This window comes from Aquiflexum gelatinilyticum (genome assembly GCF_024741135.1).
In the GTDB taxonomy this organism is placed as follows: domain Bacteria; phylum Bacteroidota; class Bacteroidia; order Cytophagales; family Cyclobacteriaceae; genus Cognataquiflexum; species Cognataquiflexum gelatinilyticum.
This window is the reverse complement of the sequence record NZ_JANSUY010000010.1, coordinates 1-26,587: the sequence shown is the minus strand read 5'-3', so window position 1 is coordinate 26,587 and position 26,587 is coordinate 1. Positions and strand designations below refer to the sequence as shown.

24 protein-coding genes are annotated in these 26,587 nt (G+C 40.8%); 12 read left to right on the top strand and 12 right to left on the bottom strand.

Annotation, left to right across the window (positions count from 1 at the left end; genetic code table 11):
• Positions 1-6 precede the first annotated feature (6 nt).
• The 6 genes from NU887_RS11820 to NU887_RS11795 all read right to left on the bottom strand — a co-directional run bounded on the left by NU887_RS11820 (position 7) and on the right by NU887_RS11795 (position 7,126).
• Positions 7-732 (bottom strand): hypothetical protein, encoded by a 726-nt coding sequence (locus tag NU887_RS11820; protein WP_258423586.1) that lies wholly within the window; start codon positions 730-732, stop codon positions 7-9.
• Positions 732-1,922 (bottom strand): restriction endonuclease subunit S, encoded by a 1,191-nt coding sequence (locus NU887_RS11815; protein ID WP_258423585.1) that lies wholly within the window; start codon positions 1,920-1,922, stop codon positions 732-734. The genes NU887_RS11820 and NU887_RS11815 overlap by 1 nt, the downstream gene beginning before the upstream one ends.
• Positions 1,915-3,378, bottom strand: a complete 1,464-nt coding sequence (locus NU887_RS11810) for a type I restriction-modification system subunit M (protein WP_258423584.1) — start codon at positions 3,376-3,378, stop codon at positions 1,915-1,917. Before NU887_RS11810 ends, NU887_RS11815 begins: the two co-directional genes overlap by 8 nt.
• Positions 3,375-4,673 carry a hypothetical protein gene (locus tag NU887_RS11805; RefSeq protein ID WP_258423583.1) on the bottom strand — a complete coding sequence of 433 codons (1,299 nt, stop codon included), beginning with the start codon at positions 4,671-4,673 and terminating at the stop codon, positions 3,375-3,377. Before NU887_RS11805 ends, NU887_RS11810 begins: the two co-directional genes overlap by 4 nt.
• Positions 4,674-6,155, bottom strand: a complete 1,482-nt coding sequence (locus NU887_RS11800; RefSeq protein WP_258423582.1) for a type I restriction-modification system subunit M — start codon at positions 6,153-6,155, stop codon at positions 4,674-4,676. It abuts the gene before it with no gap.
• 317 nt (positions 6,156-6,472) lie between these two features.
• A complete protein-coding gene (locus NU887_RS11795; RefSeq protein ID WP_258423581.1) occupies positions 6,473-7,126 on the bottom strand; it encodes a hypothetical protein in 654 nt (217 codons plus the stop codon).
• A 467-nt stretch (positions 7,127-7,593) separates the two neighbouring features.
• Here NU887_RS11795 and NU887_RS11790 point away from each other — a divergent pair, with 467 nt between their 5' ends.
• From NU887_RS11790 to NU887_RS11770, 5 genes are all read left to right on the top strand, one after another.
• Positions 7,594-8,211, top strand: a complete 618-nt coding sequence (locus tag NU887_RS11790; protein ID WP_258423580.1) for a hypothetical protein — start codon at positions 7,594-7,596, stop codon at positions 8,209-8,211.
• Positions 8,212-8,269: 58 nt separating this feature from the next.
• Positions 8,270-8,431, top strand: a complete 162-nt coding sequence (locus tag NU887_RS11785) for a hypothetical protein (RefSeq protein WP_258423579.1) — start codon at positions 8,270-8,272, stop codon at positions 8,429-8,431.
• A 341-nt stretch (positions 8,432-8,772) separates the two neighbouring features.
• A complete protein-coding gene (locus NU887_RS11780; RefSeq protein WP_258423578.1) occupies positions 8,773-9,201 on the top strand; it encodes an SRPBCC domain-containing protein in 429 nt (142 codons plus the stop codon).
• 46 nt (positions 9,202-9,247) lie between these two features.
• Positions 9,248-9,745: a GNAT family N-acetyltransferase gene (locus NU887_RS11775; RefSeq protein WP_258423577.1), complete on the top strand. Its 498-nt coding sequence runs from the start codon at positions 9,248-9,250 to the stop codon at positions 9,743-9,745.
• Positions 9,746-9,880: 135 nt separating this feature from the next.
• A complete protein-coding gene (locus NU887_RS11770; protein ID WP_258423576.1) occupies positions 9,881-10,432 on the top strand; it encodes a GNAT family N-acetyltransferase in 552 nt (183 codons plus the stop codon).
• Here NU887_RS11770 and NU887_RS21255 read toward each other — a convergent pair.
• The 5 genes from NU887_RS21255 to NU887_RS11750 form a co-directional block, all read right to left on the bottom strand.
• Complete coding sequence (locus NU887_RS21255; RefSeq protein WP_420839762.1) at positions 10,377-10,649, bottom strand: GNAT family N-acetyltransferase; 273 nt, start codon at positions 10,647-10,649, stop codon at positions 10,377-10,379. The genes NU887_RS11770 and NU887_RS21255 overlap by 56 nt on opposite strands.
• Positions 10,650-10,940: 291 nt before the next feature.
• A complete protein-coding gene (locus tag NU887_RS11765) occupies positions 10,941-12,629 on the bottom strand; it encodes a serine hydrolase domain-containing protein (protein WP_258423575.1) in 1,689 nt (562 codons plus the stop codon).
• A gap of 14 nt (positions 12,630-12,643) precedes the next feature.
• Positions 12,644-13,375 (bottom strand): CPBP family intramembrane glutamic endopeptidase, encoded by a 732-nt coding sequence (locus tag NU887_RS11760; protein ID WP_258423574.1) that lies wholly within the window; start codon positions 13,373-13,375, stop codon positions 12,644-12,646.
• Between the two features lie 112 nt (positions 13,376-13,487).
• A complete protein-coding gene (locus tag NU887_RS11755) occupies positions 13,488-15,824 on the bottom strand; it encodes a histidine kinase (protein ID WP_258423573.1) in 2,337 nt (778 codons plus the stop codon).
• A gap of 108 nt (positions 15,825-15,932) precedes the next feature.
• A complete protein-coding gene (locus tag NU887_RS11750) occupies positions 15,933-16,775 on the bottom strand; it encodes an alpha/beta fold hydrolase (RefSeq protein ID WP_258423572.1) in 843 nt (280 codons plus the stop codon).
• 171 nt (positions 16,776-16,946) lie between these two features.
• On the opposite strand from NU887_RS11750, the gene NU887_RS11745 reads away from it, so the two are divergent.
• The 3 genes from NU887_RS11745 (at position 16,947) to NU887_RS11735 (ending at position 20,182) form a co-directional block, all read left to right on the top strand.
• On the top strand, positions 16,947-17,711 hold the full coding sequence (locus tag NU887_RS11745) for a LytR/AlgR family response regulator transcription factor (RefSeq protein ID WP_258423570.1): 765 nt from the start codon (positions 16,947-16,949) through the stop codon (positions 17,709-17,711).
• A 12-nt stretch (positions 17,712-17,723) separates the two neighbouring features.
• Entirely contained in the window at positions 17,724-18,893 is a 1,170-nt protein-coding gene (locus NU887_RS11740; RefSeq protein WP_258423569.1) for a helix-turn-helix domain-containing protein, read from the top strand.
• 98 nt (positions 18,894-18,991) lie between these two features.
• Complete coding sequence (locus tag NU887_RS11735; RefSeq protein WP_258423568.1) at positions 18,992-20,182, top strand: acyltransferase family protein; 1,191 nt, start codon at positions 18,992-18,994, stop codon at positions 20,180-20,182.
• 39 nt (positions 20,183-20,221) lie between these two features.
• On the opposite strand, the gene NU887_RS11730 is transcribed toward NU887_RS11735, so the two are convergent.
• Positions 20,222-20,806, bottom strand: coding sequence for a hypothetical protein (locus tag NU887_RS11730; protein ID WP_258423567.1), 585 nt, complete (start codon positions 20,804-20,806; stop codon positions 20,222-20,224).
• Between the two features lie 1,071 nt (positions 20,807-21,877).
• Here NU887_RS11730 and NU887_RS11725 point away from each other — a divergent pair.
• The 4 genes from NU887_RS11725 (at position 21,878) to NU887_RS11710 (ending at position 26,395) form a co-directional block, all read left to right on the top strand.
• Positions 21,878-22,444, top strand: coding sequence for a cyclic nucleotide-binding domain-containing protein (locus tag NU887_RS11725; RefSeq protein ID WP_258423566.1), 567 nt, complete (start codon positions 21,878-21,880; stop codon positions 22,442-22,444).
• Positions 22,445-25,021: 2,577 nt separating this feature from the next.
• Positions 25,022-25,768, top strand: coding sequence for a hypothetical protein (locus tag NU887_RS11720; protein WP_258423565.1), 747 nt, complete (start codon positions 25,022-25,024; stop codon positions 25,766-25,768).
• 4 nt (positions 25,769-25,772) lie between these two features.
• Positions 25,773-26,213, top strand: coding sequence for a DUF5675 family protein (locus NU887_RS11715; RefSeq protein WP_258423564.1), 441 nt, complete (start codon positions 25,773-25,775; stop codon positions 26,211-26,213).
• Positions 26,168-26,395 (top strand): hypothetical protein, encoded by a 228-nt coding sequence (locus NU887_RS11710; RefSeq protein WP_258423563.1) that lies wholly within the window; start codon positions 26,168-26,170, stop codon positions 26,393-26,395. Before NU887_RS11715 ends, NU887_RS11710 begins: the two co-directional genes overlap by 46 nt.
• Positions 26,396-26,587: the final 192 nt, after the last annotated feature.

The following is a 26,587-nucleotide window of genomic DNA, read 5'->3' as shown; positions in this document are numbered from 1 at the left end:
TTAACATTAGTGGCTATTTTTATCAGTTTTAAATGAAATTACAGGCAATCCTTTGATCTTGTTTTCCCAAAGCTTATCCATATACTTCTTCTCCTCAAATGCCCATTCTGCTATCCCCATGAAATGCTCCTTGGTAAATGGAGGAGAAATGGTAAGTCTGTTTAAATAATTTTTCACAAATACTGCTCTCTCAGCCTTCTCTAAAACAAGTTTACTTTTTAGTACTTCAGGGGCTAAAAAGAGATCATTTATAAGGTTGACTAAGCGCATCAGATTTCGTTTTACAATGTCCCCTGTCCCTCCAACAAAATCATTTGAATCTGTATGAGTCAGGATATTCCGGATGTTCCTTAAATGATGAATAGTTTCCTTTAGCTGAATCAGCGGCTCTTCAGCGCAAACTTCATTGGTTAACTGATTGAAATTCTTGTCCTTTGGTTTTTCTCCTGAATTCTGCAGTGGAATTTTCAATTCCTTAGCTTTGAGTTTAATGGCCATTTCTAATAGTCGAAGACCTTTACTCAAGGCTTCATCCATCATTGGCCAATGATAGTAGGCATATACTTGCAGGTATTCAATCGTCTTAAAATCTCCAATAATTTCTTTGGGTACAGTATCATCAAACACACCTTTGACCACATTCTTATGAATGTGTTCGTCAATGGAATTAGTCCCAAAAATTGCCCACCGATCATCTACTGCTAAGTATGTTTTTTCTTGGTTAGCTTCCATTAAAATATTTGATTGATAAGGGATTTTTGGAGGGATTCGGAACTTCTAATCTTGGCTCTATTCAATCCAATTATTTCATATAAAGAATCTAACTCATTCGCTATTTTAAATTGACATTCTAAACTCGGTTTTGGAACCTTAATTTCTTCAAGACTTTTCCTCGCAATTCTCTGTCTTGTCGTCCCTGAAGCTAATAAATTGGCCTTGTGCAAGAATTCGCGTGTATTCAGTAAATGAAGAAGATATCTATTGTAAGAATGTGAGGATTCCACCCTGACAATACAACAGTCAACTGCAGTAATCATTTTATGACCTATATTCTCAATAATGCAAGCTCTTCCTATTGGATCGGGCATTCTTGCTATGAGTACATCATTTGGTAAAACTTCAAAGCATCTTAATCTTTTGAAGGTTTCCTCACTAATAAATCTGGATGATTTATTAATAAATTCACGTACTCCAATATCCGCTAGTTGTAGTAACCTTATTCCTGAATCTGATTGGTCTTTTGATTCTATCCAATCCCCATCAACAAATTTCTTTAAATTGGCAGAAGCAAATTTTACAACCTCCTCCATTCTATTTTCCTCATTCCAAATAAGATGTGATCCCCGAACATCCAAGTTAATTTCTAACCTCTCCAAAACCTCCTTCTCCTTCTCAATCACTTCATCCAACGACCAAAGTAACTCTGCCAAACGGGCTTGCTCGTCTTTGGGGGGAAGGAGAAATTCGTATTCTGCTAAATCACGCCATTTAACTCTTTGCGACATGGTACCCGCAGCATTTTCATTCGCAAAATCCCAGACGGTATTTGAGTTAAAGAAAAATGCCATAAAACCTGGCACCACTTTAACATGGTTTTCTCTAAGCACAAAGGCATCACCTGAGCAACATCCATCAAAATCTACAAGTGAAGCTCTTCTCAAATACGCATTCCTTCTCGCAAACAATATATCTCCTGCTTTGAATGCCTTCGTTGATGAAGTAAGGTTTTCCGTTGTACCCCAATTTTTGATTTTGATATCACCTGAAACAAAATGTTCTAAGCCAACAAATCGATCATAGCCTGATTTACTTGGATTGTCTACTCTTTGGGAAATATCCTCTAACAGATCACCCAATTTGGTCAACTTCCAATTTGATTTATCAATATTCAAAACCTTGCTTTCCATTATTAGATTATCCATTTTCTAAGGTTTTAAATAGCTCATCCATTGAATTCCTTAATTGATGAGAACCTTCTTCCCATTGGCTAAGTAAAACATCAAATGCTTCTACTTCAATTTTGTCCTGCTTTACAAAGAGTTGTACACTCAATCGGGTATTGTTGTCCTTTAATATCTCATCGTTATCCACAACAGCCGTAAAAGTGATTTCATTTTTAAAGCTCAAAAAAGCATTGTGAATTCGTTCAATATGTTGCGGATCTAAATAGCTTATTGTTTTTTCGTTACGAACTTCGTTGACAGCTTGGACAAACAATACTTTACCTTTTCGCTCAGGTCTTTTGTTATTGTTAGTAATGAGCAAGCAGGATGTCATTGAAGAATTGTAAAACAGATTAGGTCCCAAGCCTATCACGCATTCCACCAAATCTTCTGCAATCATTTTTCTCCTCATCTCTGATTCCGAATCCCTAAACAAAACCCCATGTGGCCAAAGTGTTATAGAACGTCCGTTTTTGTCATTGAGGCTTTTTTGGATATGCTGTTGAAAGGCATAATCTGCGCATCCCTGTGGCGGTGTTCCCCAGACATTTCTGCCATAGGGATCGTTTTCGAAGCCCTTGCGGTCCCAAGCTTTAATCGAATAGGGGGGATTGGCAAGGATGACATTGAATTTTTTGAGTGTGTCATTTTCCAAAAATGCCGGCTGCGCCAAGGTATCCCCCCGCACAATGCTGAATTCCTCTATGCCATGCATAAACATATTCATCCGGGCGATGGCGGAGGTGATGAGGTTGATTTCCTGTCCGTAGAGCCGGAGAGTCCGGTATTCTTTGCCTTCGTCACGCAAGTGCAGCGCACAGTTGAGTAGCAAGCCACCCGAACCGCAGGTAGGGTCATAGACACTTTCTCCCGGTTGGGGGTCCATGATCATTGTCATCAGCTTCACCACAGTGCGGTTGGTATAAAACTCCGCTGCAGTATGCCCGCTGTCGTCGGCAAATTCTTTGATCAGGTATTCGTAGGCATTTCCAAGTTTGTCATCCGCCACAGCACTTAGGTTGAGCTTGTGTTGTGAAAAATGCTCAATCAGGTTGATGAGCGTAGCATCCGAGAGCCGGTCCTTGTTGGTCCAACTCGCATCCCCAAATATCCCATACAGCGTATCCGGATTTGCTTTTTCGATTTCCCGCATGGCGTTTTGTATGGCCATTCCGACATTGGTGGTTGTTTCTCGGACTTTATTCCAATGTGCTTCTATGGGTACAATAAAATGGTGGTGCTCCGCAAAGGCAGCATACTCCATATCGCCATCGCTTTCTTTCAGTGCCTTTTCAAATTCCTCGTCATAGACATCGCAGATCCTCTTGAAGAACAATAGCGGAAAGATATATTGCTTGTAATCCCCGGCATCAATAGTGCCACGGAGTACTTTGGCCGCACCCCAAAGGTATTTTTCTAGTTCTTGTTGGGTCATTTAGAATATATTGTTTTTAGCGCCTCATAAGCAGATTTAATTAACTCAGTTAAACCTGATAAGTCGGATTTATCTTGATCAATATCCCTAAGTTCTTTAAAGGGGATTTCAAAATTAACTTGATAGCCAAATGAGAGGTCAAATTGATTTCTACCGGAATTCACAACCTTTGCATTCCATTGGCATTCAGCTTTCCAATCATAAGAAGGTTTAAAAGATTGATCAAAAAGTTTCATCACTTGATCCCAATCATTATCTCTTTTTTTCCGCCCACAATATTGCTTGAAATTCTCTTTGGTATATAGCGGCTTGTCGAGGCTATTTTCATCAAACCATAAACCCGTAAAATATCTCTGATAACTCGTAAATTTTACATGATAGAGTGAGAGTAAAGCATAAGATTTATTGTTTATTTCAATGTTTTGCTTTAGGTGGGGGGCATGAAAGAAAATATAGCTCCCTTGTGCTTTAGTATTACCAGGATAAATGGAAACATATAAATTTCCGTTATCAGTCACATCAAATAACACTTCCTGAGCCCATGGCTGGTTAAACCAAAGACCGAGTCTATTATTATATTCAAGTTTTTTAATTGCATGGCTCTTTGAAAATTCATTGATTGCAGACTCAATCCTTCTCTTAATGGCCACTTTATTATCAGAGGAAACGGAAAAAATGGCAGGTTCTGGTAACCATCTGAAGTTATGTTCTTTAACCAAGTTGATAAAATCAATTAAAAATCTATTGGTAACTCCTGCAGCTTTTTCAAAACTGTGAACCCTAACGGCTATCTCCATTAAATTGAACCAATTTAAGTCCTTAGGGATTACAAGGTCTTTCATTTCATTATCAGGGGCATTTTGACAAATGTTATAGACCTGGTTGTACAATTGGGCTGCGCAATCCCAATAATCTCTTTTTGCCTCAATTATGATTGCAATACCATTAATATTTACAACTATGTCGCAAATGGGATCATATCTTGTTTCATGCTTTTGTTTCCAAAAATAATCTTCCGTCATTTCATGCTCACTTAGGGATACAGCATAGATTTTCTCAAAATCACTAATGCTAGAACTCTGTTTTTGAATACTGATATTGATTTCATTTTTTGAATAAATATCACCAAATAAGGATTTTGAGTCTTTTTCATCCAGAATTGCTTTTAATACATCATTAAAAAACAAAGTATTCTCTTGCATACAAATGGCAAAAGCTCGGGTCAAGTCGTTTTCGAGTTGAAATTGACGAGTCTCTTTTGTGTAAGTTTTGAAAATATTTAGGTGACTGTTCATTTATAGAAATTTAGATAAAATGGTTTTAAATCGTACTTCAGCTTTTTGGCTTTCTTCCCAAGCCTTTTTCAAATCCGTCAAAGCTTCCTCCACAGTTGGTAGATTGTCTTCAATGATTTTTTCTACATAGAGAGGAATATTGAGGTTAAAGTCGTTTTCGGCGATTTCTTGCAGCGTTGCCACTTTGGTATAATTCTCCACATCCTCAAACTCGGAATACCAATCGAACAATTGCTTTACATGGTTCGGCTCCAAGAAATTCTGAGCGCGACCAACCCTAACCTGATCTGATCCATCGATAAACAGAACTTTGCCTTTTTTGTGTGAAGGTTTATTTTGCTTGAATACCATGATACAGGCTGCCAATTGGGTTCCATAGAAGATGTTTGATCCCAGCCCAATCACAGCTTCCAACAGATCCTGCTTTAGGAGTTCTTCTCTAATTCTTCCCTCAGCGCCTTTGCGAAACAAAGCCCCATGAGGCAAAACGACCGTCATCCGTCCGGTGCTATTCATGGACTTGATCATATGCTGCACCCAAGCCATGTCGCCATTTCCTTTTGGCGGTACACCGGCGATATTTCTTCCATAGGGATCATTAACCCAATTCTCACTTCCCCAATCATCCAAAGAAAACGGCGGGTTAGCAATGACACAGTCAAAAGTTCTCAATCCATCAGCAGCGAAAAAGGCAGGGTTACGTAAGGTATCTCCTCTCACGATATTGAAATCCTCAATTCCATGAAGGAACATATTCATCCGGGCAATGGAGCTGGAAGTCAAGTTTTTCTCCTGTCCATAGAGGGTCAGCGTTCTGTAATCCTCTTTACTTTCCTGAAGATGGTTGACACATTCCAAAAGCATACCGCCGGTCCCACAGGCAGGATCGTACACACTTTCTCCTTCATGGGGATCTAGGATCAAACCCAACAGGTGGACCACCGACCGTGGCGTATAGAATTCCCCGGCTTTTTTATTGGTCAAATCTGCAAAATGCTTGATCAGGTATTCGTAAGCCTGACCCAGGATATCAAGATCCACCAATGAGTTGGACAAAGCATACTGTGAAAAATGCTCAATCAAATCCACCAATAAACGATCAGACAGTTTGTTTTTGTTGCTCCATTGGGCATCTCCAAAAATACCGTACAATAATTCCTGATTCGCCTGCTCGATACCTCTAAAAGCCTTTTCAATCGCTTGACCCACATTCGTGGTGGTTTCGCGCACATCATTCCAATGGCAATCCTTTGGGATTTCAAAACGGTGGAATTCAGGCAGGGAAGCGTATTCTGAATCACCACCGGACTCGGCTAAAGCTTGTTGGTATTCCTCATCATACACATCAGACAATCGCTTAAAAAACAACAAAGGAAATATGTATACTTTAAAATCAGAAGCGTCCACAGGTCCTTTAAGAATCCATGCCGCTTTTGAAAGGTATTGTTCAAGTTGGGAGAGGGTGAGTTTGGTTTTGGTCATCAAATAAGAATTCTGATTGGGATAAAATTGGGTTATTAGAATAACAGATATTAAAAAGTATAAATATGCTGTCCTTCCTATTTTTCAAAAATAAGATAGTTAACGGAGAACTACAATGTTTTTATTTTTAGAAATAAAGTAATTTCCTCAGTGCGATTCCTTTTTTCAGAAAATATTAATTCAATATTTATCATTGATTATTCCCTTCCGCACCGCCATAACCCTGACCGAGCCTCCGATTTTTAGGGGATAATACTGGCTTTTACTTTCATGGAAGATGCTTACAATCACGGACCTCGTTAATACTTTAGAAGAATTTACATTTTTATTATGTCTATGTTTTTTTCAATTTCCCTGATAAATTGTTTATCAGAAACATAAATTGTTATAATTAGATTTTCCTTAAATCCATTGTATTCAAACCAATCAATTTTTTTGGGTATACCATTTATATAGGGTTCTGAATTGGTCATTCCAAAATGTTCCCATATGTAAGTTTTTCTGGTCATTTCATTTTTGATATAGAAATCCACGTATTTGGTTTCATCCCATTTGGTTACAGGATGATCATAAAAAATAGTCAAAAAATCACATTGTAATAACCTTTCATAGATGATTTTTTCTTGTTTCGATCTAACCTTTTCACCGGAAGAGGTCGTAATATTTTTAGATTTTGAGTAGTATTTGTATTTGCTTACAATATTTTGACTTTGGATTCCTTTGTTTCCTTCTTGATCTCGAAATGCTTTCCGAAAATGCCATTGATAAGAGCTTTTATTTGTCGTATCAACAGAGCAATTTGGAATAATTTGTTGCAAGACTCCATCATCATGCTGCTTTCTTAAGAACCTGCCAAAATCTCTTGGATATTCAAAAACCTGGGCCAGTTCCGGATCTTTTATAATAAGATCATGCAAATCTGTAGATCGGATTTCCATAGGAGAGTAGGGATCTGCAAGATAGGTGTCCAATAATTGTTTGATTTTCCTAAGGTACCTGAGATAATCCGGAATAATGTTCATGCTTTGGTCATCATTGAATCAAAAGGTAGTTATCATTATATTGAAATCAAAAATTCTTCATTTCGCTGATAGTTTTTTCCTAGGAAGTAAAACCTAAATAACATTGTAATAATGTTTTTTTTTGGGATGAGTATTCGGGCGGGAGACTTACCTTATTAAGGTTAAAAATTCTCTCACTCAAACTCTAAAATCAATTTTCTCCCTTTCTCTCAATTTTTGCAACACCATTCCCCGCAACTCAGTTAAAATCCCCTTTTGATCTCAATTTCACTTATCTCCCAAAATTCAGGCTTCAGTCCGGTTTTTTCAGGGTTGGTCCAGACTTTTTATCCTAGGTGTATGGCCTGATCTACTTTTGGATCATCATTAACACACAAACAAAAACAAACCAATTATTCACAAACAAACTACACACAATGAAAAAGTCAATGTTAACCATGGTAGCTCTAATGAGCCTAGGACTGCTGACCGCTTTCGGGCAGGAATCAAAATCGCAAACGGTAAAGCCTGTGGGCTTTTATGGATCGGTAATTAATGAATACATTTTTACTAAAAACTCCTCTCCGGTAAGAAGCCACTACAGCATCGGTACCGAATTGGGATTGAGATTCCAGGATAAGGTGTTCTTCGGGATTTACTACACACAGTCCATCGTACCGGTTGATCTTTGGAAAGAAACCCCCAACAATGCACTGGATATGAAGCAGGTACATTACGGGTTGTCCGGCAGTTACGTTCAGGATTTCGGAGGTCTTTTCTATGGAAAAGTTGGTTTGAGAGCCGCATATGCCGACATCAAGCAAGACTATACCATTACAAAAGAAAATGGAACTGTGGTTAACAAAGCAGAAAGCCGAACCAATTCGATCGCACTTTCACCTGATCTGATAGTGGGTGCACACCTCAACCGCTGGTTGGATATTGAAGTAGGTGGTACCTACCGATACAATGTCAGAAACCAGGAAAAGTGGGGTATCTCGACCGAAGATTTCAATGGCTGGGGCGGTACACTTTCCTTAAAAGCGAAATTCTAAGTTTCTCCACCAACCAACTTGGCCAGCTCGGAAGAGCTGGCTTTTTTAATCCTGAAAAATGAAAAATCTTGAGATTAAAGAAATCCGGCTTGATGATGTGAAATGGATTGATGGTTTAACCACACCACCATCCACCTACAAATGTGCTCATCATTTACTGGATTCAGAAAAGCTTTCTGCTTTGGTAGACCCGGGCAGCGCCTATTCTCTGTTTTCATAAATAAATGATGGTATGTGGTTGGGTTGGATCGGATTGTATCCCGTATTGGACCCATTTGGAAGACTTGGAATCTCGGAAATTCAATTTGGCTTTGACCCAATTAAGGCAGACTGTGAATGCATTCTTATAGCAATTAATTTCCTCCTTATCAAAGCACGAAACCTCGGATTCTGGTCGTGCTTGATCCATCTGAAAGAGAACTCTGAGCTCATACCCTTTTTGTTCAATTCCGGATTCAAAATTTTGGGCCAGAAAAATTCGGGTATAAACGCAACCAATGAAAACCAACTTCTGATCCTGGAAACAAGACTTAATTAAACTTTAAAAACTTTGACCACAAAATGATACATCTAGAAACTACGATTAGGATCTATGCGCCTTACGAAAAAGTATGGCAGATCCTGACCGATTTTGAATCCTACCCAAGCTGGAATCCCTTCATCAGGCAAATCTCCGGAGAACTGAGGGAAGGCCAAAAATTACAAGTAAAAATCTCTCCGCCCAACGAGAAAGAAATGTCATTTTCTCCGATGGTAATTAGAACTTTGCCCGGAAGGGAACTTCGGTGGTCCGGAAAATTCCTGTTCAAAGGACTCTTCGATGGAGAGCATTACTTTGGGCTGGAGGAAATAGATGAAAACACCACCCTTTTTGTACATGGGGAATATTTCTCCGGACTTTTGGTGGGATTAATGTCTTCCATGCTGGAGCAAACCAAATCGGGTTTTGATCAGATGAATCAAGCCCTGAAAAAAACATGTGAGTGTTAAGTAAAATAACAGTCCGATTCAAAACGAGCCTTGAAATTTTGTAAAAATGAAAACATCGATTGAACCCATGAATCCCAGCCATTGGGAAGATGTATCAACCATTTATGCTGAAGGAATTCAAACTGGAAATGCCACATTTCAACTAGTCATTCCTACCTGGCAAGAATGGGACAAGGATCATCTTAAAAAGTGCAGGTTGGTGTGCCTTTTTGAAGGGAAAGTTATAGGCTGGGCAGCTTTAACTCCCGTATCGGGAAGATGTGTTTATGCCGGGCTGGCTGAGGTCAGCGTCTATGTAGCTGAGCGGTTTCGAGGAAAAAAGATCGGGTTTCAATTATTGGAACAGCTGATCAAGGAGAGTGAAGATGAAAATTTCTGGACATTACAATCCGGTATCTTTCCTGAAAATTCCGGAAGTATTAAAATTCATGAAAAGCTTGGGTTTAGAATAGTGGGATTTAGAGAAAAAATCGGAAAAATGAACGGAAAATGGCGAGACACCCTGCTCCTTGAAAGGCGAAGCAAAAGAATCGAGGCTGATTAAAATGGCCTTAACGTATCCTTTGACAAAACTTTTAGATTCATAAAAAAGCCAAATCAGTTGAATTGTGTTTTGGTCTAACTTCATAATTAAAAAAGCTCCTTTCTGGAGCTTTTTGCCTTATAAAACCTTTCAAAAATGAAAATAGAACTTGACAATGGGATCAATTTGGTACCCCTGCATCTTGGTCACACAAAACACCTGTTTGAGATTTTGACTGCTAACTGTAGCCATTTTTCTCCGTGGTTACCTTTTGTGAATGAGCTTCATAGCATCGAACAAACTGAAAAATTTATCCGTGAAGCACAGGTCTTATGGGAATCAAAAAAAGACTTTTCCTTTGCTATTCTCGAAAGCAATCGCGCAAGGGGATTGATTTCGGCAAAAGAACTGAACTGGATCGAAAAATGCTCCGAATTGGGCTATTGGCTTGACCCGGCACTTCAAAACCAGGGTGTGATGTCCCATGCCATCAATCACCTGGTCGAATTTCTCACACGGGAATTGGGCTTTCAAACCTTTTGGATCAAGTGTGCGGAAGGTAATCTCCCCAGCCAACGGGTAGCCAACAAAGCCAAATTTGAATTGGTGGGGATAGAAAAAAGACGTGATGAGGAAAAAGAGGAAGTCTTTCTTACTTATCTCCGTAAAGAGAAGACTGGTGAAGGATTAATCCCTGCTTATCCCTAATCATCCGAACGAGAATTTCTCCAGTTTCCGGATTGATTTTTTGTTGTACTGCTGAGAATCCCATTTTTTCGTAAAAACAGATTCCTTCTTGATTTATGGCAAAGACTTCTACCAAAAGAACGGGAAAATTCACCGAGACAAATTGCACCAACTCCTTTCCTATTCTCTGATTTTGAAATTTAGGATGGACAAACAATCCGCCTATTTCATTGCCCAAAAGTGAAATAAACCCCAAGCTCTATCCTTCTTGATCTTTCCAAATCCAAGTTTCGCTTTTGGGAAGGTATTCGCTGACTATTCGAGTTTCTTCCTTCAGGAAGAAATCAGTCTTAAGGAATGTGTAAGCATGGCTTGCGCTTAGCCTCCAAATCTGGAGGATATCAGAAAGGTCTGAAGAACTTAGGGATGAATATTTTTCATAAGAACCAAAGTGCTGTAAGTTGAATTGGAAATAAAAACTCCCTCCTGAAACAAGAGGGAATTAGTCATTTTCTTTACCAACTTAACTTTATGATTTTTTTGTGAAATGAAGGTTTCTGAGCCTTCCTACATCCTTGATGAGGAATCCCATCACCTTTCCTTTGGGATTCATTTCCCATTCGATAATTCCAAGTTCCCGAGTTCGGAAAGTATTTCCCTCAATGGCAAGGAGCTCTACTTCTCGAAATCCTGCATATTGAAGTAAGGTCTCAGGCAGGACCAGAAAAAGCTTGCCTTCTTTTTCTTGAACCTCGTAGGTCACATCTAGGCCCTTGTTTTCAAAGTGACCGAGGAGCTGGCTTGGAGTGGGACTTTGAGCTTTTTGCCGGTTAGGGTTCAGTTTTTCTGCAGGATCTACTTTTTTCCCTTGTATAAGTTCAAGCGTCATAACTCCATTTTTTTGGCGGAACGCAACCTGTCCGTCAAATTCCCGGAAAAAAAACAGGCTGTCTGATTCAGGGACTAGCTGAAAAGGAGGGGCGTCAGGCAAGTACATATACAATCCACCTTTATCCTGCTTGATCTCAAACTGAGCACCATCCCAAAAGCGATATTCCCCAACATATTTTTGAGTGACTACGGATGTAAGTTCAATTTCCGTGTGAGCTATTTTCTTCGTGTATAGAGCAAATTCAGCCGTCAGGTATCGGGCGATGGAATGAGCTATCGCGCCAGGACTTTTTGGAAGTTTTTCTGAATTAGACAGGACACTTATACCCAAATCTAGTTCTGGAATGTAAACGACATAAGAAGAATATCCTGGCACACCTCCCCCATGCGTAAACGCTTGAAGCGAATTGATATCTCCTTTTTCCAAACCAAAGCTGTAATCCACAGATCTTCCTGTTGATAACTTATAAGAACTGGAAAACATCGGGAAGGAAAAATGTGATTCTGCATGATGGGAAAGCAATAAATACTGCATCCACCGCATCAGTGAAGGAAGATTAAGATAGATATTGGATTCGCCGGTGATGGTGGTTTTCTCGGGGAACTTTCGTTCAAATCCACCTTCCACTGGTTTATAGGGGTAAGCAAGATTCGGGATATCCTTTCCCGACTTATCCAGTACCCACCCCTGGATACCCATTGAAGGGAACAAAGATTTTTCGAAAAAATCAGAATAAGAAAGGCCAATTTGAGCTTCGATCAATTGACTAAGAAAGAAGTATCCAGAGTTGGAGTAAAGGAAATCTCCTCCTGGCATGAAGTTTAGCTTTCGGTATTTGGAATGAAGTCGAAGTTCTTCCCTTTTTCCCCAATCTGATTCGAGGGATAGGCCTGCAAAGACTCGGAGATTATCTGAAGATGGAATTCCTGAAGAATGGTGCAGGAGTTGCATAGGAGTAATTCGCTCGGAATAGGGAAAATCGTTTAGGTATTGAACGATGGGAGTGTTTAGATTCATTTTTCCCCGATCCCGAAGGAACAATATCCCAAATGCGGTAAAATGTTTTGATACAGAAGCTAAGTTAAATTGGGTAATATCAGAGATGGGGATTTTATTTTCAAGATCTGCGAGACCATGGTAATGTTCGAGAAGAATCTCGCTTCCTCTACTGATTCCCAAAGCAAATCCAGGTTCGTCTGAACTTGGTTTGTTACCTATCAGGGAGTCAAGTATGCTGGCATTAATGGGTGGAAGTGTAGAGTAGTCCTGCGCCCAACCCTGTTGAGCTGCGGATAGGCAAAAGATAAGAAATAGGAGTTTTTTCATAATAGAGGGTTAGTTTAGATAATGAAATACGTGATCAGGTGAAAGCCCATGTGTGTTAGGATAGCCAGAATCAATCCATATCTCCAAAAGGCATAGCCAAAGCAAAGCCCTGCCCAGAAGTTTCCGCCAAGAATGTAGATGAGTGTCCAGATACTTGGTGAAGGCACCTCATTGAAAATTGCAGGAAGGTGGCCCGTGGCAAAAAGCATGGCTGTAAGGAAATTTGAAATCCAAAATTGGACATGGGAGTTGGGGCGGTTGATTTCCTTCAATATCCAAAGCAACACAGTCATTACCCCATACCGCATGAGGATTTCTTCCGTGATTCCCCCGTAAAGTATCCGTGTCCAAAAAGGCAAGCCCGGCCCATTGATTACTTCCCTGTAGGCAGAACCAAAACCCCGGTAAGTGCACAAATAGATGAGTAACACACCAAGTGCAGAGACTGTAGTCAGAACCAAAAATGGTTGAATCAGGGACTGAAAGACGGCCACTAAGGGTTCACCTTGTTTTGAATCAAGAATCGGTAGCTTCACACCTGCGGCTTCTTTCAGGAGTGTGCCTATCGTGATACTGATAATCAGAAGAATGATGGGATTGACCAACGTAATCCACCGGACTGTGGCGGGATCCATTTCCAATCCAGGGGAAAGGGAGGGTGGAGAAACGCTCAAAAGAGAAGCTATACCCACTAAACCCATTCCGAAAAGGCTGACAGCAATTCTGAGATTTGATGACTTTCGCATAAAAGATTAATTCTTCGCGAAGCTAAATTTACTCAAGTCCACGGGCTAATTTCTCCAGATGAGTGCCTGATTTATCCTACCCAACCCTTAAAAAACCGTGATGAATCCATGTCTATTTTTCTTCAATCAAAGGAATTCGGGCCACAAATAAATCTCCTTCCTGACCGAATTTGGGGGAATCTGAGGAAAGGATGAGGTATCTCTTTTGGATATTTTTTAACCCCAGCCCCGTCGATGGAGCATGATTGATCCGAACTTGAAGGGAGTTTTTGACGACCAGATAATGGCCTTCGATTCCGATAAGAATTTTCAGAGGCTGGTCTTCGGATATTTTGTTGTGCTTGACAGCGTTTTCAATCAGGAGCTGCATGGTCAGCGGAGCAATTTGCATGGAATGGAAGCGCTCAGGAATATCAACCTCAAGTTGGATTTTCTCTTCAAAACGGATTTTTAGTAAGAAAACGAAGGAATATACAAAATCCAGTTCCACTTCCAAAGGTACCAAGGTATTGTCTTTTTGCTCAAGCAGATACCGGTATGACTTTGCCAGCTGATCGATAAACTTCTCGGATAAGTCAGCATCCACATGGACCAAGGAACTTAGTACGTTTAGACTGTTGAATAAAAAGTGAGGGTTTACTTGTGTTTTCAGGGATTCAAATTGGGCTACGGCCATGCCTTTTTCAAGTTCTTCCCGCTGCGAAAGTATACGGTCTGTGATGTCCCGATTACTCCAAATCCGGCCCACAAGCTTTCCGTCCTGAATCTGCGGAGCCGAATAGACTTCCAGGACCTTTCCGTTATGAAGGTTGAGAGTCATGGTAAAAATAGCCTGTCGGTTTTCCCTAAGAATCTCAAATCCGCTTTCGATTTCCTCCTTGTTTTCGATTTTAGGCTGAACCAGATTACTGACTTCTTGCACACTGAGCCCGATGGGATTTTGATCCAATTCCCATAGTGTGTGGAAAATCTCATTGGCGTAGACTACCCGGTTTTCAAGATTTGCCAACAGAAAACCCTCTGCGGAGGAATCGATAATAGTTTGGTTGAATGAAAGCGATGCACGGGTAGATGCCTCGGCCTCCGAACGGGCAAGTGAAGAAGTGAGAATTTCGCTGCAGAGCCTGAGAAACCTGATGTCATCCTCCGACCAGTTTTTGGGCTCAAAAAGGGCATCATAACCGATCATCCCGACCAATTCTCCATTGATTCGAAGCGGAAGCAGCAAAATCCCGACTGTTCCGTCCGCTTCAAAAGCTTTTCGGCATTGCTCGGCTTCAGGAGGCATTTTATCCAGGGTTTTATAATTCAGGATCTTGTCAGAACTCAACTGATTGAAAGTCCAATTCATCGCATCGATGGGAATTCCTTTTTGGTAATAAATGGAAGGAATCTGATCTCCCTTTTCACTTCGCCACTCGTGGAGGCAGTTCCAGTAATTTTTTTCAGGATTCAGCTGATACACATAGACCCGGTCCACGGAGGAAAATTTTCCCATTTTTTCCAACATTTCGACTAGGGCCGAGTGGAAATCCATCCTCAAAAACGAACCAGAGATTGAGCTGGTCAATTCATAAAGTTCTTTTTGTCTTAGGATTAACTGCTCCGTTTCGTGGCGCTCGGTGATGTCTCGACAGGTAACGATCAATCCCTCAATCATGGGTATTTTTCTTCCATCAGAGATTTTGACTTCAAGCATTTTGACCGTTCCGGTTTTGGTTTTCACACGGAATTGATCGAAATAAACCCCATTTTTCTCCTCCTCCAGAAATGCTTTAAACCGGCTTTTTACCTTTGACTTATCTTCCTCCAAAATCCAGTAAAAAGGAGGGAATTCGGTCAATTCAGGAATAGCGTATTCCAATTGGTGTTCTGCAGATGGGCTGGAATATTTGATTCTGCCGTCTGTATCCCAGACCTGCACGATGTCTTCTATATTTTCGATGAGTTGCTCAAAGTAGTTTCCTAGTCTCTCGACAGTTTCTTTTACCTGCTTTTCCCGAAGGGCCTCCAAAAAATGAATGATGTTAAAACCGGTAAACAGCACGGAAAACAGCAAAAACGAAACGAGTGTATTGATAAAAATTTCATTGTTTGCCGGAAAGGACGATTGGTAAAGTAGCTGGAAAAAATAAGCCGAAATTAACACCACCAAAAAACTGCAAATCAACCCCAAAACGGCGGAAAGAAAGACTCGCTTAAGAGGTTTTTCAAGCCAGTTGAAAAAGTTCTCTCCTAACTGAGACACCCACACGGCCGACTTCCATATCAAAAGAACAATGAAGACATTGGCCAGAAAATTTTGAAAAAGCTCCAAGGCCTTAAATACGGAGAAAAATACCTGGTTGACCAAAATGATCAATCCAAATCCTGCCGCGACGGCGATTTGAAGTTTCCAAGAATACATGGTGGTTCTGGACCGACTTGATTTGAGATTGAAAAGCGACATAAACTGAATTTCTGACTAAAGCTAAGGAAGTTATTGAATTTGAAATTACCAAAAAACCCATCCCCAAGTGAGGACAGGTCTCTTCGGTGGTAGTGGTGGTGTATTGGTTTAGTTATTCAAAATCCGGGCTTTGATTTCTGCGATAATCAAGTCGGGCTGATCCAAATGAATGTGGTGGGAACTTTGCACCTGGACATGCTTTGACTTTGGGATCGACTTGGCATACTGCGCGTGAAGCAGACTTTTCATCTGTACATCCTCCGGAGTTTCCTCCGGACTTGGCTTCAGCGCAGTGATTACAGTCACGGGTTCTAAGGGAAAATTGGATGCTTTGACCTGTTCTGCAGTTTTTAGTGAGGCAATAAATTCTCGTTTGCTTCCGTCTTCCAAACCCATTTCCAAAGCGATTTGTTCCAAAAGTTGCTCCGGTTTCATTCCTCCCAAATCAACCTCTTTCAAAGCGAGAATTTTATCTTCCAAAGTGTAGTCAATCAGAACCATTCCGGATACCAAATGTGGATACTTTCCCGCAAAAATTCTTGCATATAGTCCTCCTATAGAGTGTCCTACGAGCAGGTAGGGAGGTTCAAATTCACTTTTTTCCAACACTTTTTTTAATTCGAGCGCTAAATCCGAACCAGTGGATTGATGCCCTGCTTGAGTGGAGAGTCCCACTCCCGCACGGTCATAGGAAAGGGTCCTATAGTTTCTTCCAAGCTCATTTTGGATTTTACTCCAAGTGCCAAGCTCATCACCCAGTCCAGATAAAAAAACGATCGATGATCCGGAATTTCCTTGGATCTTAGTGTAAAGCTTATAGCCGTCCAGATCGACCCATACAATTTTTGACTTGGGAATAAATGGTTCAACATCAAAGTTTATGCTACATGAAGAAATACTAAACATGAGAAGAATTCCTGTTGCAAATAATAAAAGCGGTTTGTAAATCATAGAAGTTTGCGTTTTGTTGTTGGGTACAAATTTGACTATCCCGGTTCCTTCTTGAAATAAAAAGTCGATGAACGCCGGATATTTAAGACTGAACCTCCAAAGAAAAGATCCAAGCGTACTGAGTAGGATTAATTTTGGGAAATTTTTATTTTGCGACTCAATTGTTTGGTTATGAAAGTGGTAATTGTTGAAGATGAGCGTCTTGCAGTAGACCGCCTTAAAGGGTTTTTGGAAAAATATGACGCTCAAATGGAGGTACTTGCAGATCTTCCTTCTGTCAAGAAAGCAGTCGACTGGTTTTCATCCAATCTTGTTCCGGATTTGATCCTACTTGATATCCACCTGGAAGATGGACAAAGTTTTGGGATATTCGATCAGATTTCTCTTGACTGCCCGGTTATATTCATCACCGCTTTTGACGAATATTTGATCAAGGCATTCAAACTCAACAGTGTGGATTATCTTCTAAAACCTGTCAATTTTCAGGAATTAGGCCAAGCTCTGGATAAATTTAAAAAGTACCATACCCCTATAAAATCCTTCTCTTTAGCAGATTTCCAACAAATCCTCAATCCCCTTGTCGAGCAGAAGCTTAATTACAAGGAGCGTTTTTTGGTCAGCTCTGGAAGTAAAATCCAAACTGTACCAGTTGATCAAGTGGCTTACTTTTACTCTGAAGAGAAAATCACTTTCTTGGTGAACCGACAGGGGCAACGATTTCCCTTGGATTTATCTTTGGACAAGCTTCAGGAAGTAATGAATCCGTCAATTTTTTTCCGAATCAACCGGAAATTTATTGCCAGCCTGGAGAGTATTTCTCAAATCAACAAATATTCACCAACAAGGCTTAAGTTAGGTCTGTTGCCCGATCCGAAGCAGGAAGTGTTTGTCAGCATTGAACGCTATTCTCAATTTAAGGATTGGTTGGATCGGTAAATAATTGATATTATGGATCACCTCACCATGCCTCCTTTACGAATTGACCTTTTCAGCATTTTTATTTTTCTTGGATTGATGCAGGCACTTTATTTGGGCTTGGTATATTTGGTTTTTTCCGCTAAACGGACTCAGAATTTAATACTTCAGGGATTGCTGCTTTGGGGTATAGGAGGCTTTCTTTTGGAGATTTTTATGATGTATTCGGGTTTGATTTCATATGCTTGGTTTTTGGTTGATTTCTCGGAACCGTTGGGCTTTTTGATTGGACCTTTGTTTTATGGCGTGATTCTTTGCCTGACCCGCGGTAAACTTCCTGTTAAGTTTTGGCCTCAATTAGTGCCCTTTTTTGCTTACACATTGTATATGATTCCATTTTGGGCATTACCGGATGAAGCCAAATTTAATGCTTGGATTTCTGCCTATTACCCGGAATTCTCTAGGCAGGACTTTAGCCATCCTTACCCGACCGACCCCTTATTGCTTCGGGAATACGTCACTCCGCTTACTTTGATTTCAGTTGCGGTTTATGGCTTGCTTTGTCTCTGTGAGGTTTCCACATTTTTCTCCAAGCAGAATGCCTCAATCTGGAATCCCGTTACCGAAGCGCAAAAAAGACTGCGCATTGTACCATTTATTCTGGTAACAATTTTGCTTTGTGTAACTGTCATCAAAATTTTCAACCTGGAAGATACCGGTGACCATTGGTATGCTGCCTATATTGCATTCACGGTTTACTTGACCAGTTTTCTACACATTAGGAATTCCAATTTGGAGCATGCTGATCTGAAAATTCCTGAGAAATATCAAAATTCCAGATTAGATCCTGAGACGCAGCGGGAACTCATTGAGAAAGTAAAACAGATTCTTGAGCGGGAAAAGCCTTATTTAAATTCGGATTTTTCCTTGCCCAATCTGGCCAAAGAAGCTAAGACCAATGTTCATTTATTGTCACAAGCAATAAATGAGGGATTCGGAAAAACATTTTTTGAACTGACTGCCGAATACCGGGTCATGGAAGCCTGCAAAATATTGAAAAGCGAAGAGGGAGCATATCTCAAAATGGAAGAAGTAGCCGAACGGGTAGGATACAATTCCAAATCTTCCTTCAATACCGTTTTCAAAAAGCACGTGGGAATGCCTCCTTCTGAGTTCCGAAAAACAGTCCAATCTGATAATTAACGTTCGATTTGATAAAGTCGAACACTGATTTGATAAAATCAGTCGTCGGTAGCCTGGATATTTTTGAGTTTTGAGCCCAACAAAACCTAAAAATTCTTATGGAAACAACTACTTCTCTCCGCCGATATGATTTGGACTGGCTCAGATTCTTTGCAATTATTTTGTTATTGTTTTATCACACAGGGATGCTATTCAGCAGTTGGGGATGGCATGTCAAAAATGAGGAAACAAGTTTGTTATTCAATTATTGGATGATCTGGTCCCATGATTGGAGGATGCCTTTGCTCTTGTTTATCTCGGGTGCAGGTACCTTTATGGCCTTGGGAAAGCGAAGTAAAGCCCAATTTGTCAGGGAGCGCTTCACAAAATTGTTTGTCCCTTTGGCATTTGGAATGTTTGTGATCGTTCCTCCCCAGATTTATTTCGAGCGTATCGCTGAATTTTCAAGTTTTTGGGAGTTTTATCCTACAACTTTTGATTTTGATCCCTATCCTAAAGGGAACTTCAGCTGGCATCACTTATGGTTTATTGCATACTTGCTGATCTATTCGATTTTGATTTTGCCATTGTTGGCGTTTTTGCGGAAGCCTGTTTCCCAAGGTTTCAAAACCTTCATGGAGCAAATTTTTACCAAGCCGGTAGCAGCACTAATGATCCCTGCGGTAATCATATTACTCAGTCAGCTTGTACTTAGACCGTATTTTCCGAACGAAACGCACGATTTTCAAGATTGGGCATATTTTGTCTTTTATTTTCTGTTTTTTGCCTTTGGGTTGATTTTCTACAGTAATCCTAAACTTTGGGATAGTTTGGGCAGAAACCGAAAAATCTTCCTCAGTGCAGCGGTTTTAATTTTAATCCCGTTTTATGGGTCATTCCTTCATTTCAGGGGGGCTTGGAGTTTGCCTATGAATCCGGACGATGTCGAGTCTTTCTTTGATGTAACTTCGATTTTTCTCAGTTGGTTTACGGTCTTGACTATCATTTCTTATGGTCAGTTTTATCTCAACCGACCCCATCCCATACTCAAATATATCAACGAGGGGCTTTATCCTTTTTACATTCTGCACCAGACAGTTATAATTGTCATTGGCTATTACATTTGTAAATGGGACTTAAGTATTTGGGCAAAATATTGGATAATCTCGTTTGGGACTCTGGAAATATGCTTGGGAATATATTTTGGGCTGATTAGGCCTTTTAACGGGGTAAGGTTTCTATTTGGGATGAAGCCCGTAGATGCTGAAAAATCTGAAGATTTAAAAAATCATTCATTTAAAACTACTTAGTGTATATTCCAAATAAGCTTTGAGAAATAAGGGAGTAAATTAGATTTCAAAATCAATTTTTTCCCTTTCTCTCAATCTATTAAGGACTATTTCTCTCAACTCGGAATTTGAAATTCTAAAAGGATGAAGAATCAGGGCTGCTTTTCGGATACAGGCCTCGAATTCTTTCTTGGCCTTGGGGATTTTGTCAGCAACACTGTTAAACTGAAGTTCGTCCACTGTGTACCCTTGGTATTCCAGTTTCCAATAATCAATGGTCTCAGGATTGGCCGGAAGCGGAATACTTCTCAGAATCCTGTCTGTTTCAAAAAATGTGGTCTGCACCGGTACAGTCACCGTCCTGACCATCGCTTCTCCATCTGTGACCACGACTTTGAAGATTTTGTCTTGGGTCATGTCCACCAAATCAAACCAATAAAGCGCCCTGACCACCAGCTTGCAGGTACCGGTAGTCGATGCATCCAATTCCTTGACAAATCCTTGCCCCACCAATTGGATCTTTCCATCCAGGACAGTGATTTCAATCGATGAAGTCAATTTCCATGTTTTGGAGACACGCATCAGATTTTTAATTTCCAAAAAAACCTTCTTGGCCTGTTTGCTGTCGATTTCAAAAATTACCATATCCTCAATTTTTCATCAAATTAAGAAATTCTAATAAAGGTGTTAATTCATTGGGACCCCTCCGACGCATATTGTCACATAATCAGGATTTCAAAATAGACATAAGATGCTAGACACAAGACACAAGACTTTGATTCCCCATCAACAATGAGAACTCGACAACGCGAAGCGACAACCCGACAACGCGCAGCACACAACAATTAGAACCACTACAACAATTACACCTGTCCGCCGTGGCGGAACTTTCCCAACCCGACCACCCGACTACAACTCCAATTCTCCCCAACCTTCAACATTTTCGACAAAGTCTCAATTGAAACCGCTGTGCGTGGGGAGGCGAAATTCCGGGCCGGCGATGGCCTAGTGGGGGGAAGGATTATTTCGCTTGCCTTTTTTGGTTACTTTTTGTGGTAAGACAAAAAGTGACAAAAGGAATATGCTTCATCCTTTTAATCTGTGGGTAAAAAACAACTTTAAATGTTTTGGCGGGGAGTCTTTTTTACTCTCGACCATCAAATTAGCCAAAACCAAATCTGACTCATTTCACATTTTTTCTACAAACATGACACCCCTACGGGGTTTTTTACCAATCAAAAAACTCGACAACGCGAAGCAGACAACCAAAAAAAACACAAGGTCCAAGACTTGGTTCCCCATCAAAAACTAGATCAATTAGAACCACTACAACAACTAGAACAATTACAACCTTCCTAACCTGACAACGTGAAGCAGACAACAGTTAGAACAACTACAACAATTACACCTGTCCGCCGTGGCGGAACTTTTTCAACCCAACAAAACCCAGCAAACTCAAAACTCAGCAATTTTTCCTGCCTGTAGGCAGTTTTTTTAGTTTAAATGTTAATATTTTGTAAATAAACTTGCAGTTATCATAAAGATCTTCCTAAATTAACTATCATAATAAGAGTATCGTCTCCATGAAAATGGAAAATGGGACAGAAACCACCTTCAGATGACCCAAAAGGCGGATTTCTGTAAATATTTTGGGCGTTTCATCCTTGCAACGGTTCAAGGAAATCAAGAGGTAAAGTAATTTTTTAACACAACTATATGGAATCAAACAAAATAGGAGAGGGGACCATCATCTCGCAGGTACCCATCCCGATCGAAGAGTACAATGAGCTATTGCCCTTTTTAAAAGTCAAAAGCTACAGCAAAAATCAAATTTTAAAAGCTTGCCATGAGATCGAAACGACCAGAAGATACCTCATCTCAGGTACCTTGGCCTTGTTTGAAAACCAACAGGGCTCGAAAGTTTGCAGAAGGATATATAGCAAATACTGTTTGGTCTGTGATTTTGAATCTTTCGAAAAAGAGCGACTTACCGACTTTTCCATAGTGGCCTACACAGACTGTTTGGTCTGTGAAATTCCGAAAGAGCTTGAAGCAGCCATATTGATTCCCGCACCCAACATCATCAAATTGATTTTAAGGTTAAGCCATCAGGTGGTGGTTCAGAATTTGGAATGGGCCAGTGTTCTTTGGCTGTCCCCCAAGGCAAGGTACAGCAGACTGCCCCAAATCTGCCCCGACTTTGCCCTGATCAAAATCAAGGATATTTGCGGCATCCTCAACCTGCCCGAAAGAACCCTACACCGCCTGAGAGGAAAAAGCTAACTACCCCAACTTTCTTTATTAAAGACCTATTTTACCTTGCCATCTCCATATGGCCCGATACCCCCATGCCTTTTCAAAAAATTCCCTCTAACCAAATACTTGTACTGAGCGAAGTCGAAGTAACCAATTAACCATTAACCCCTTAACCCCTTAACCAAATACCCGTACTGAGCGCAGTCGAAGTACCCGTACTGAGCGAAGTCGAAGTAACCATTAACCAAATAACCATTAACCAAATAACTATTAACCCAATAACCATTAACCAAAAGCCCCATGTACCGAAAGCGATGTGTCATTTACCCGAAAGACGTCCAGCTCATCACCGGCAAGAGTGAGAGGTATGCGCAAGACCTGTTGAACAAAATCAGGGAAGTATACAAAAAACAGCCCCACCAGTTCATCACCGTCCAGGAGTTCTGCACTTTTTCAGGAATCCCGCTACATGAGGTTGAACCATTTCTTTGAATTTTTAAAAATAGACACAAGATATTAGACGCAAGACAAAAAAAGACGCAAGACAATAGACGCAAGACTCAAGACTTTGGCCCGTTAAAAAATTAAGGTTCAGTCAACTTGACAAGAATTACAACCACTACACCTGTCCGCCGTAGCGGAACAATTACAACCACTACAACAATTACAACATTTCCACCCTATGTTCTCTATGACCCTATGTGGTAAAAAATTCATATTATTCCATCTGTGAAAATCATTTAAATCTGTGGTTAAAATCCCCATCCCTGTTTTGGCGGAAAGCCTTTTTTCCTCTCGACCATCAAATTAGCCAAAACCAAACCCAATTCATTTCACATTTTTGCTATAAACATGCCACCCCTTCGGGGTTTTTCAACTCGACAACAATTACACCTGTCCGCCGTGGCGGAACTTTCCCAAACAGAAAACGCGCAGCCGACAACCAAAAAAGAAACAAGATTCAAGACACAAGACACAAGACTTTTACATGTTGAAAAATCAAGGTTCAGTCAACCCGACAACCTGAGAACTTGACAACAATTACAACCACTACAACAATTACAACTCTTTTGTATCTGCGTTCATCCTTTTAATCTGTGGTTAAAAATAACCTTCCCTGTTTTGGCGGAAAGCCTTTTTTCCTCTCGACCATCAAATTAGCCAAAACCAAACCCAATTCATTTCACATTTTTTCTATAAACATGCCACCCCTTCGGGGTTTATTTTTACCAGACCTTTCTAAACTCAAATTCATACTTTGGTAAAAATTTCATTCGAAGCAAGAGTGCGTGAGGAGGCGAAATTCCGGGCCGGCGATGGCCTAGTGGGGGGAAGGATTATTTCGCTTGCCTTTTTTGGTTACTTTTTGTGGTAAGACAAAAAGTGACAAAAGGAATATGCTTCATCCTTTTAATCTGTGGGAAAAAAACAACTTTAAATGTTTTGGCGGGGAGTCTTTTTTACTCTCGACCATCAAATTAGCCAAAACCAAATCTGACTCATTTCACATTTTTTCTATAAACATGCCACCCCTTCGGGGTTTTTCAACCCGACAACCTGAGAACCTGACAACGCGAAGCAGACAACAAAATAAGACTCAAGATGCTAGACACAAGATGTAAGATTGTTTCCCCGACAACATTGAGAACTCGACAACGCGAATCAGACAACAAAAATGACACAAGATCCAAGACTTAACCAGTTGAAAAATCAAGGTTCAGTCAACCCGACAACCTGAGAACCTGACAACGCGAAGCAGACAACAAAATAAGACTCAAGATGCTAGACACAAGATGTAAGATTGTTTCCCCGACAACATTGAGAACTCGACAACGCGAATCAGACAACAAAAATGACACAAGATCCAAGACTTAACCAGTTGAAAAATCAAGGTTCAGTCAACCCGACAACCTGAGAACTTGACAACAATTACAACAATTACAACAACTACAACAATTTCATAAGAGATCCTTCGCTGCACTCAGGATGACGGATACTCCAACCTGACAACGCGCAGCAGACAACAATTAGAACAAATACAACAATTACAACCTTTTAAAGTCAATTTCCCTTAAAAATACAACTCCTTAAACCTTAGAAAAAATCAATTATTTAAGAAATAATACAATAAAAATCGCCGAAATAGGTAGATTTTACCCCCATTCCCGTTACCCTTCCCTTACCCTTCCCTTACCCTTCCGTTACACCCTCCTTACCCATTCGTTACCTTTTGACCAATTTCCAAGAAACCATATCATTATTCCAATATTTTTTACTCTTGTACTTTTCTAAGAAAGAAATATTGGCTCATGATGATAAAAAATCCCCAATCAAAATTGATTCAACACTCCCCATTGTGACCGCATACTGATCTCTGATCACTGAAAGAGTAACTTACCACTGTTTACTGTGCCTGCCTACTGAAAACTGCCCACTGTTTACTGCGACTGCCTACTGCTAACTGAAAACTGCCCAATTCCGCAGAATCCGCAGAAACTGCACTTTTCCGCAATATCCGCAATATCCGCAGGATCCGCAGATTGTTTTTTATTCCATTCCAGGCCTCCCCACATTTGACCATGTTTCACTTAAACCAAATCAAAAATGGGAAAGCAATCAAGTGCATTCAAACTCGAAGGTAACATAGGAGGCTTGTCCTTCTACAAAACCAGGGATGGCCACATGGCCAGAGAAAAAGGAGGCGTCTCCAAAGACAGGATCATGACCGATCCCAAATACGCGCGGACCAGGGAAAACCTGAAAGAGTTTTCCGAAAATGCCAGGACTGTCAAGATGGTCAAGGATACCATCAGACCGGCAATCCTCAGAATTGCGGACGCAAAGCTGCACAACAGGTTGATCAGGGAAATGATGAAAGTCCTCAGAACTGATCCTATCAACGGCAGGGGAAAGCGCCTTGTTTCGGAAGGAGATTGGAACCTGCTCCAGGGTTTTGAGATCAATTCCAGTGCAGTCCTATCCGGCTCAATCAAGACAGAAATCACGGTGACCAACAGCCCTACAGAATGGGGATTTTCCATCAATTCATTCCTGCCGGTGGATTTCCTTTCCATTCCCTTGGGAGCTACGCATTTTCGATTGATGGCTGCAGGGGCATCATTTGATTTCCAGGCAGGGACCAAAAGCTTCTTGCTTGATGCAGGAGCAAACCTTCCCTTGGAAGAACTCACAGGAGCGATTTCTGTGACCATCCCCAAAGCAGGTTTACCCGAACCAAACAAGATGTTTATCATCGGGATTGAATTCCTGCAGGTGGTCAACGGGCAAGACTATGCCTTCAACAGTGAGGAGCACAATGCCGCGGCTATCGTCACTGTCGAAAAAGTCTAAGGCCATGAAGCTGCTCATGAAAAGGGAGTATGGAACGCACGTAACTAGGGGAGAAATTTCCCTATACGGAAAGCTGCTTTGCAAAACCCTTGAACCTTCGGTATCATCAGAAAGTATCCCCTGTCCGGAAGGATTGTACAGATTGGAATGCGAATATGACGAGAACAGCGGTTGGCACCTCTATTTTGAAGCGGATGACAGACGCATAAAAATTAGGTACAATTCGGTGTCAGCTGCAAAAGACTGCATAGTCCCGGTCACCTGTTTCAAAGAAAGCATGCCATTGTTTACCCGGCTTGCATGTAGGAAGTTGACCGACAGGTTGATGGATTGCATGGAAGAGGGGGAAGAGGTATGGCTGGAGATTTACAGTAAGTCCAAACCTTCAACACAGATCCGATGGAAATTGAATCCGCAGAATACCTTGCAGGCGCAGGAGGGGTAATTTCATTGATGCTCTCCGTTATTGCCTACCTGTTGAAGTTCCTCTTGCAGGACTTCAGGGCACTGCAACAAAACCTCCATGAGGTGCAGACCAGGTACCAGTTGATGGAAGTAGCCATGCAGACCATGTCCAAGGACCTGAATGCCCTCAGGCTACAACTCCAAAAGAAAGCACCTGTATAATACTGTTGATTATTTGACCCTTTGACCAATCATCCCTGTCTTATTGAGATAGGGATGATTTTTTCTTTCTCCCCTAAGGCCAACTCCACCAACTGCCAATAATCTCAAGCAGAAACTTAATACATTCAACAAATTGAATACTGAAACCGCCGAGCGAGGGGAGGCGAAATTCCGCGCCGGCGAAGGCCATGA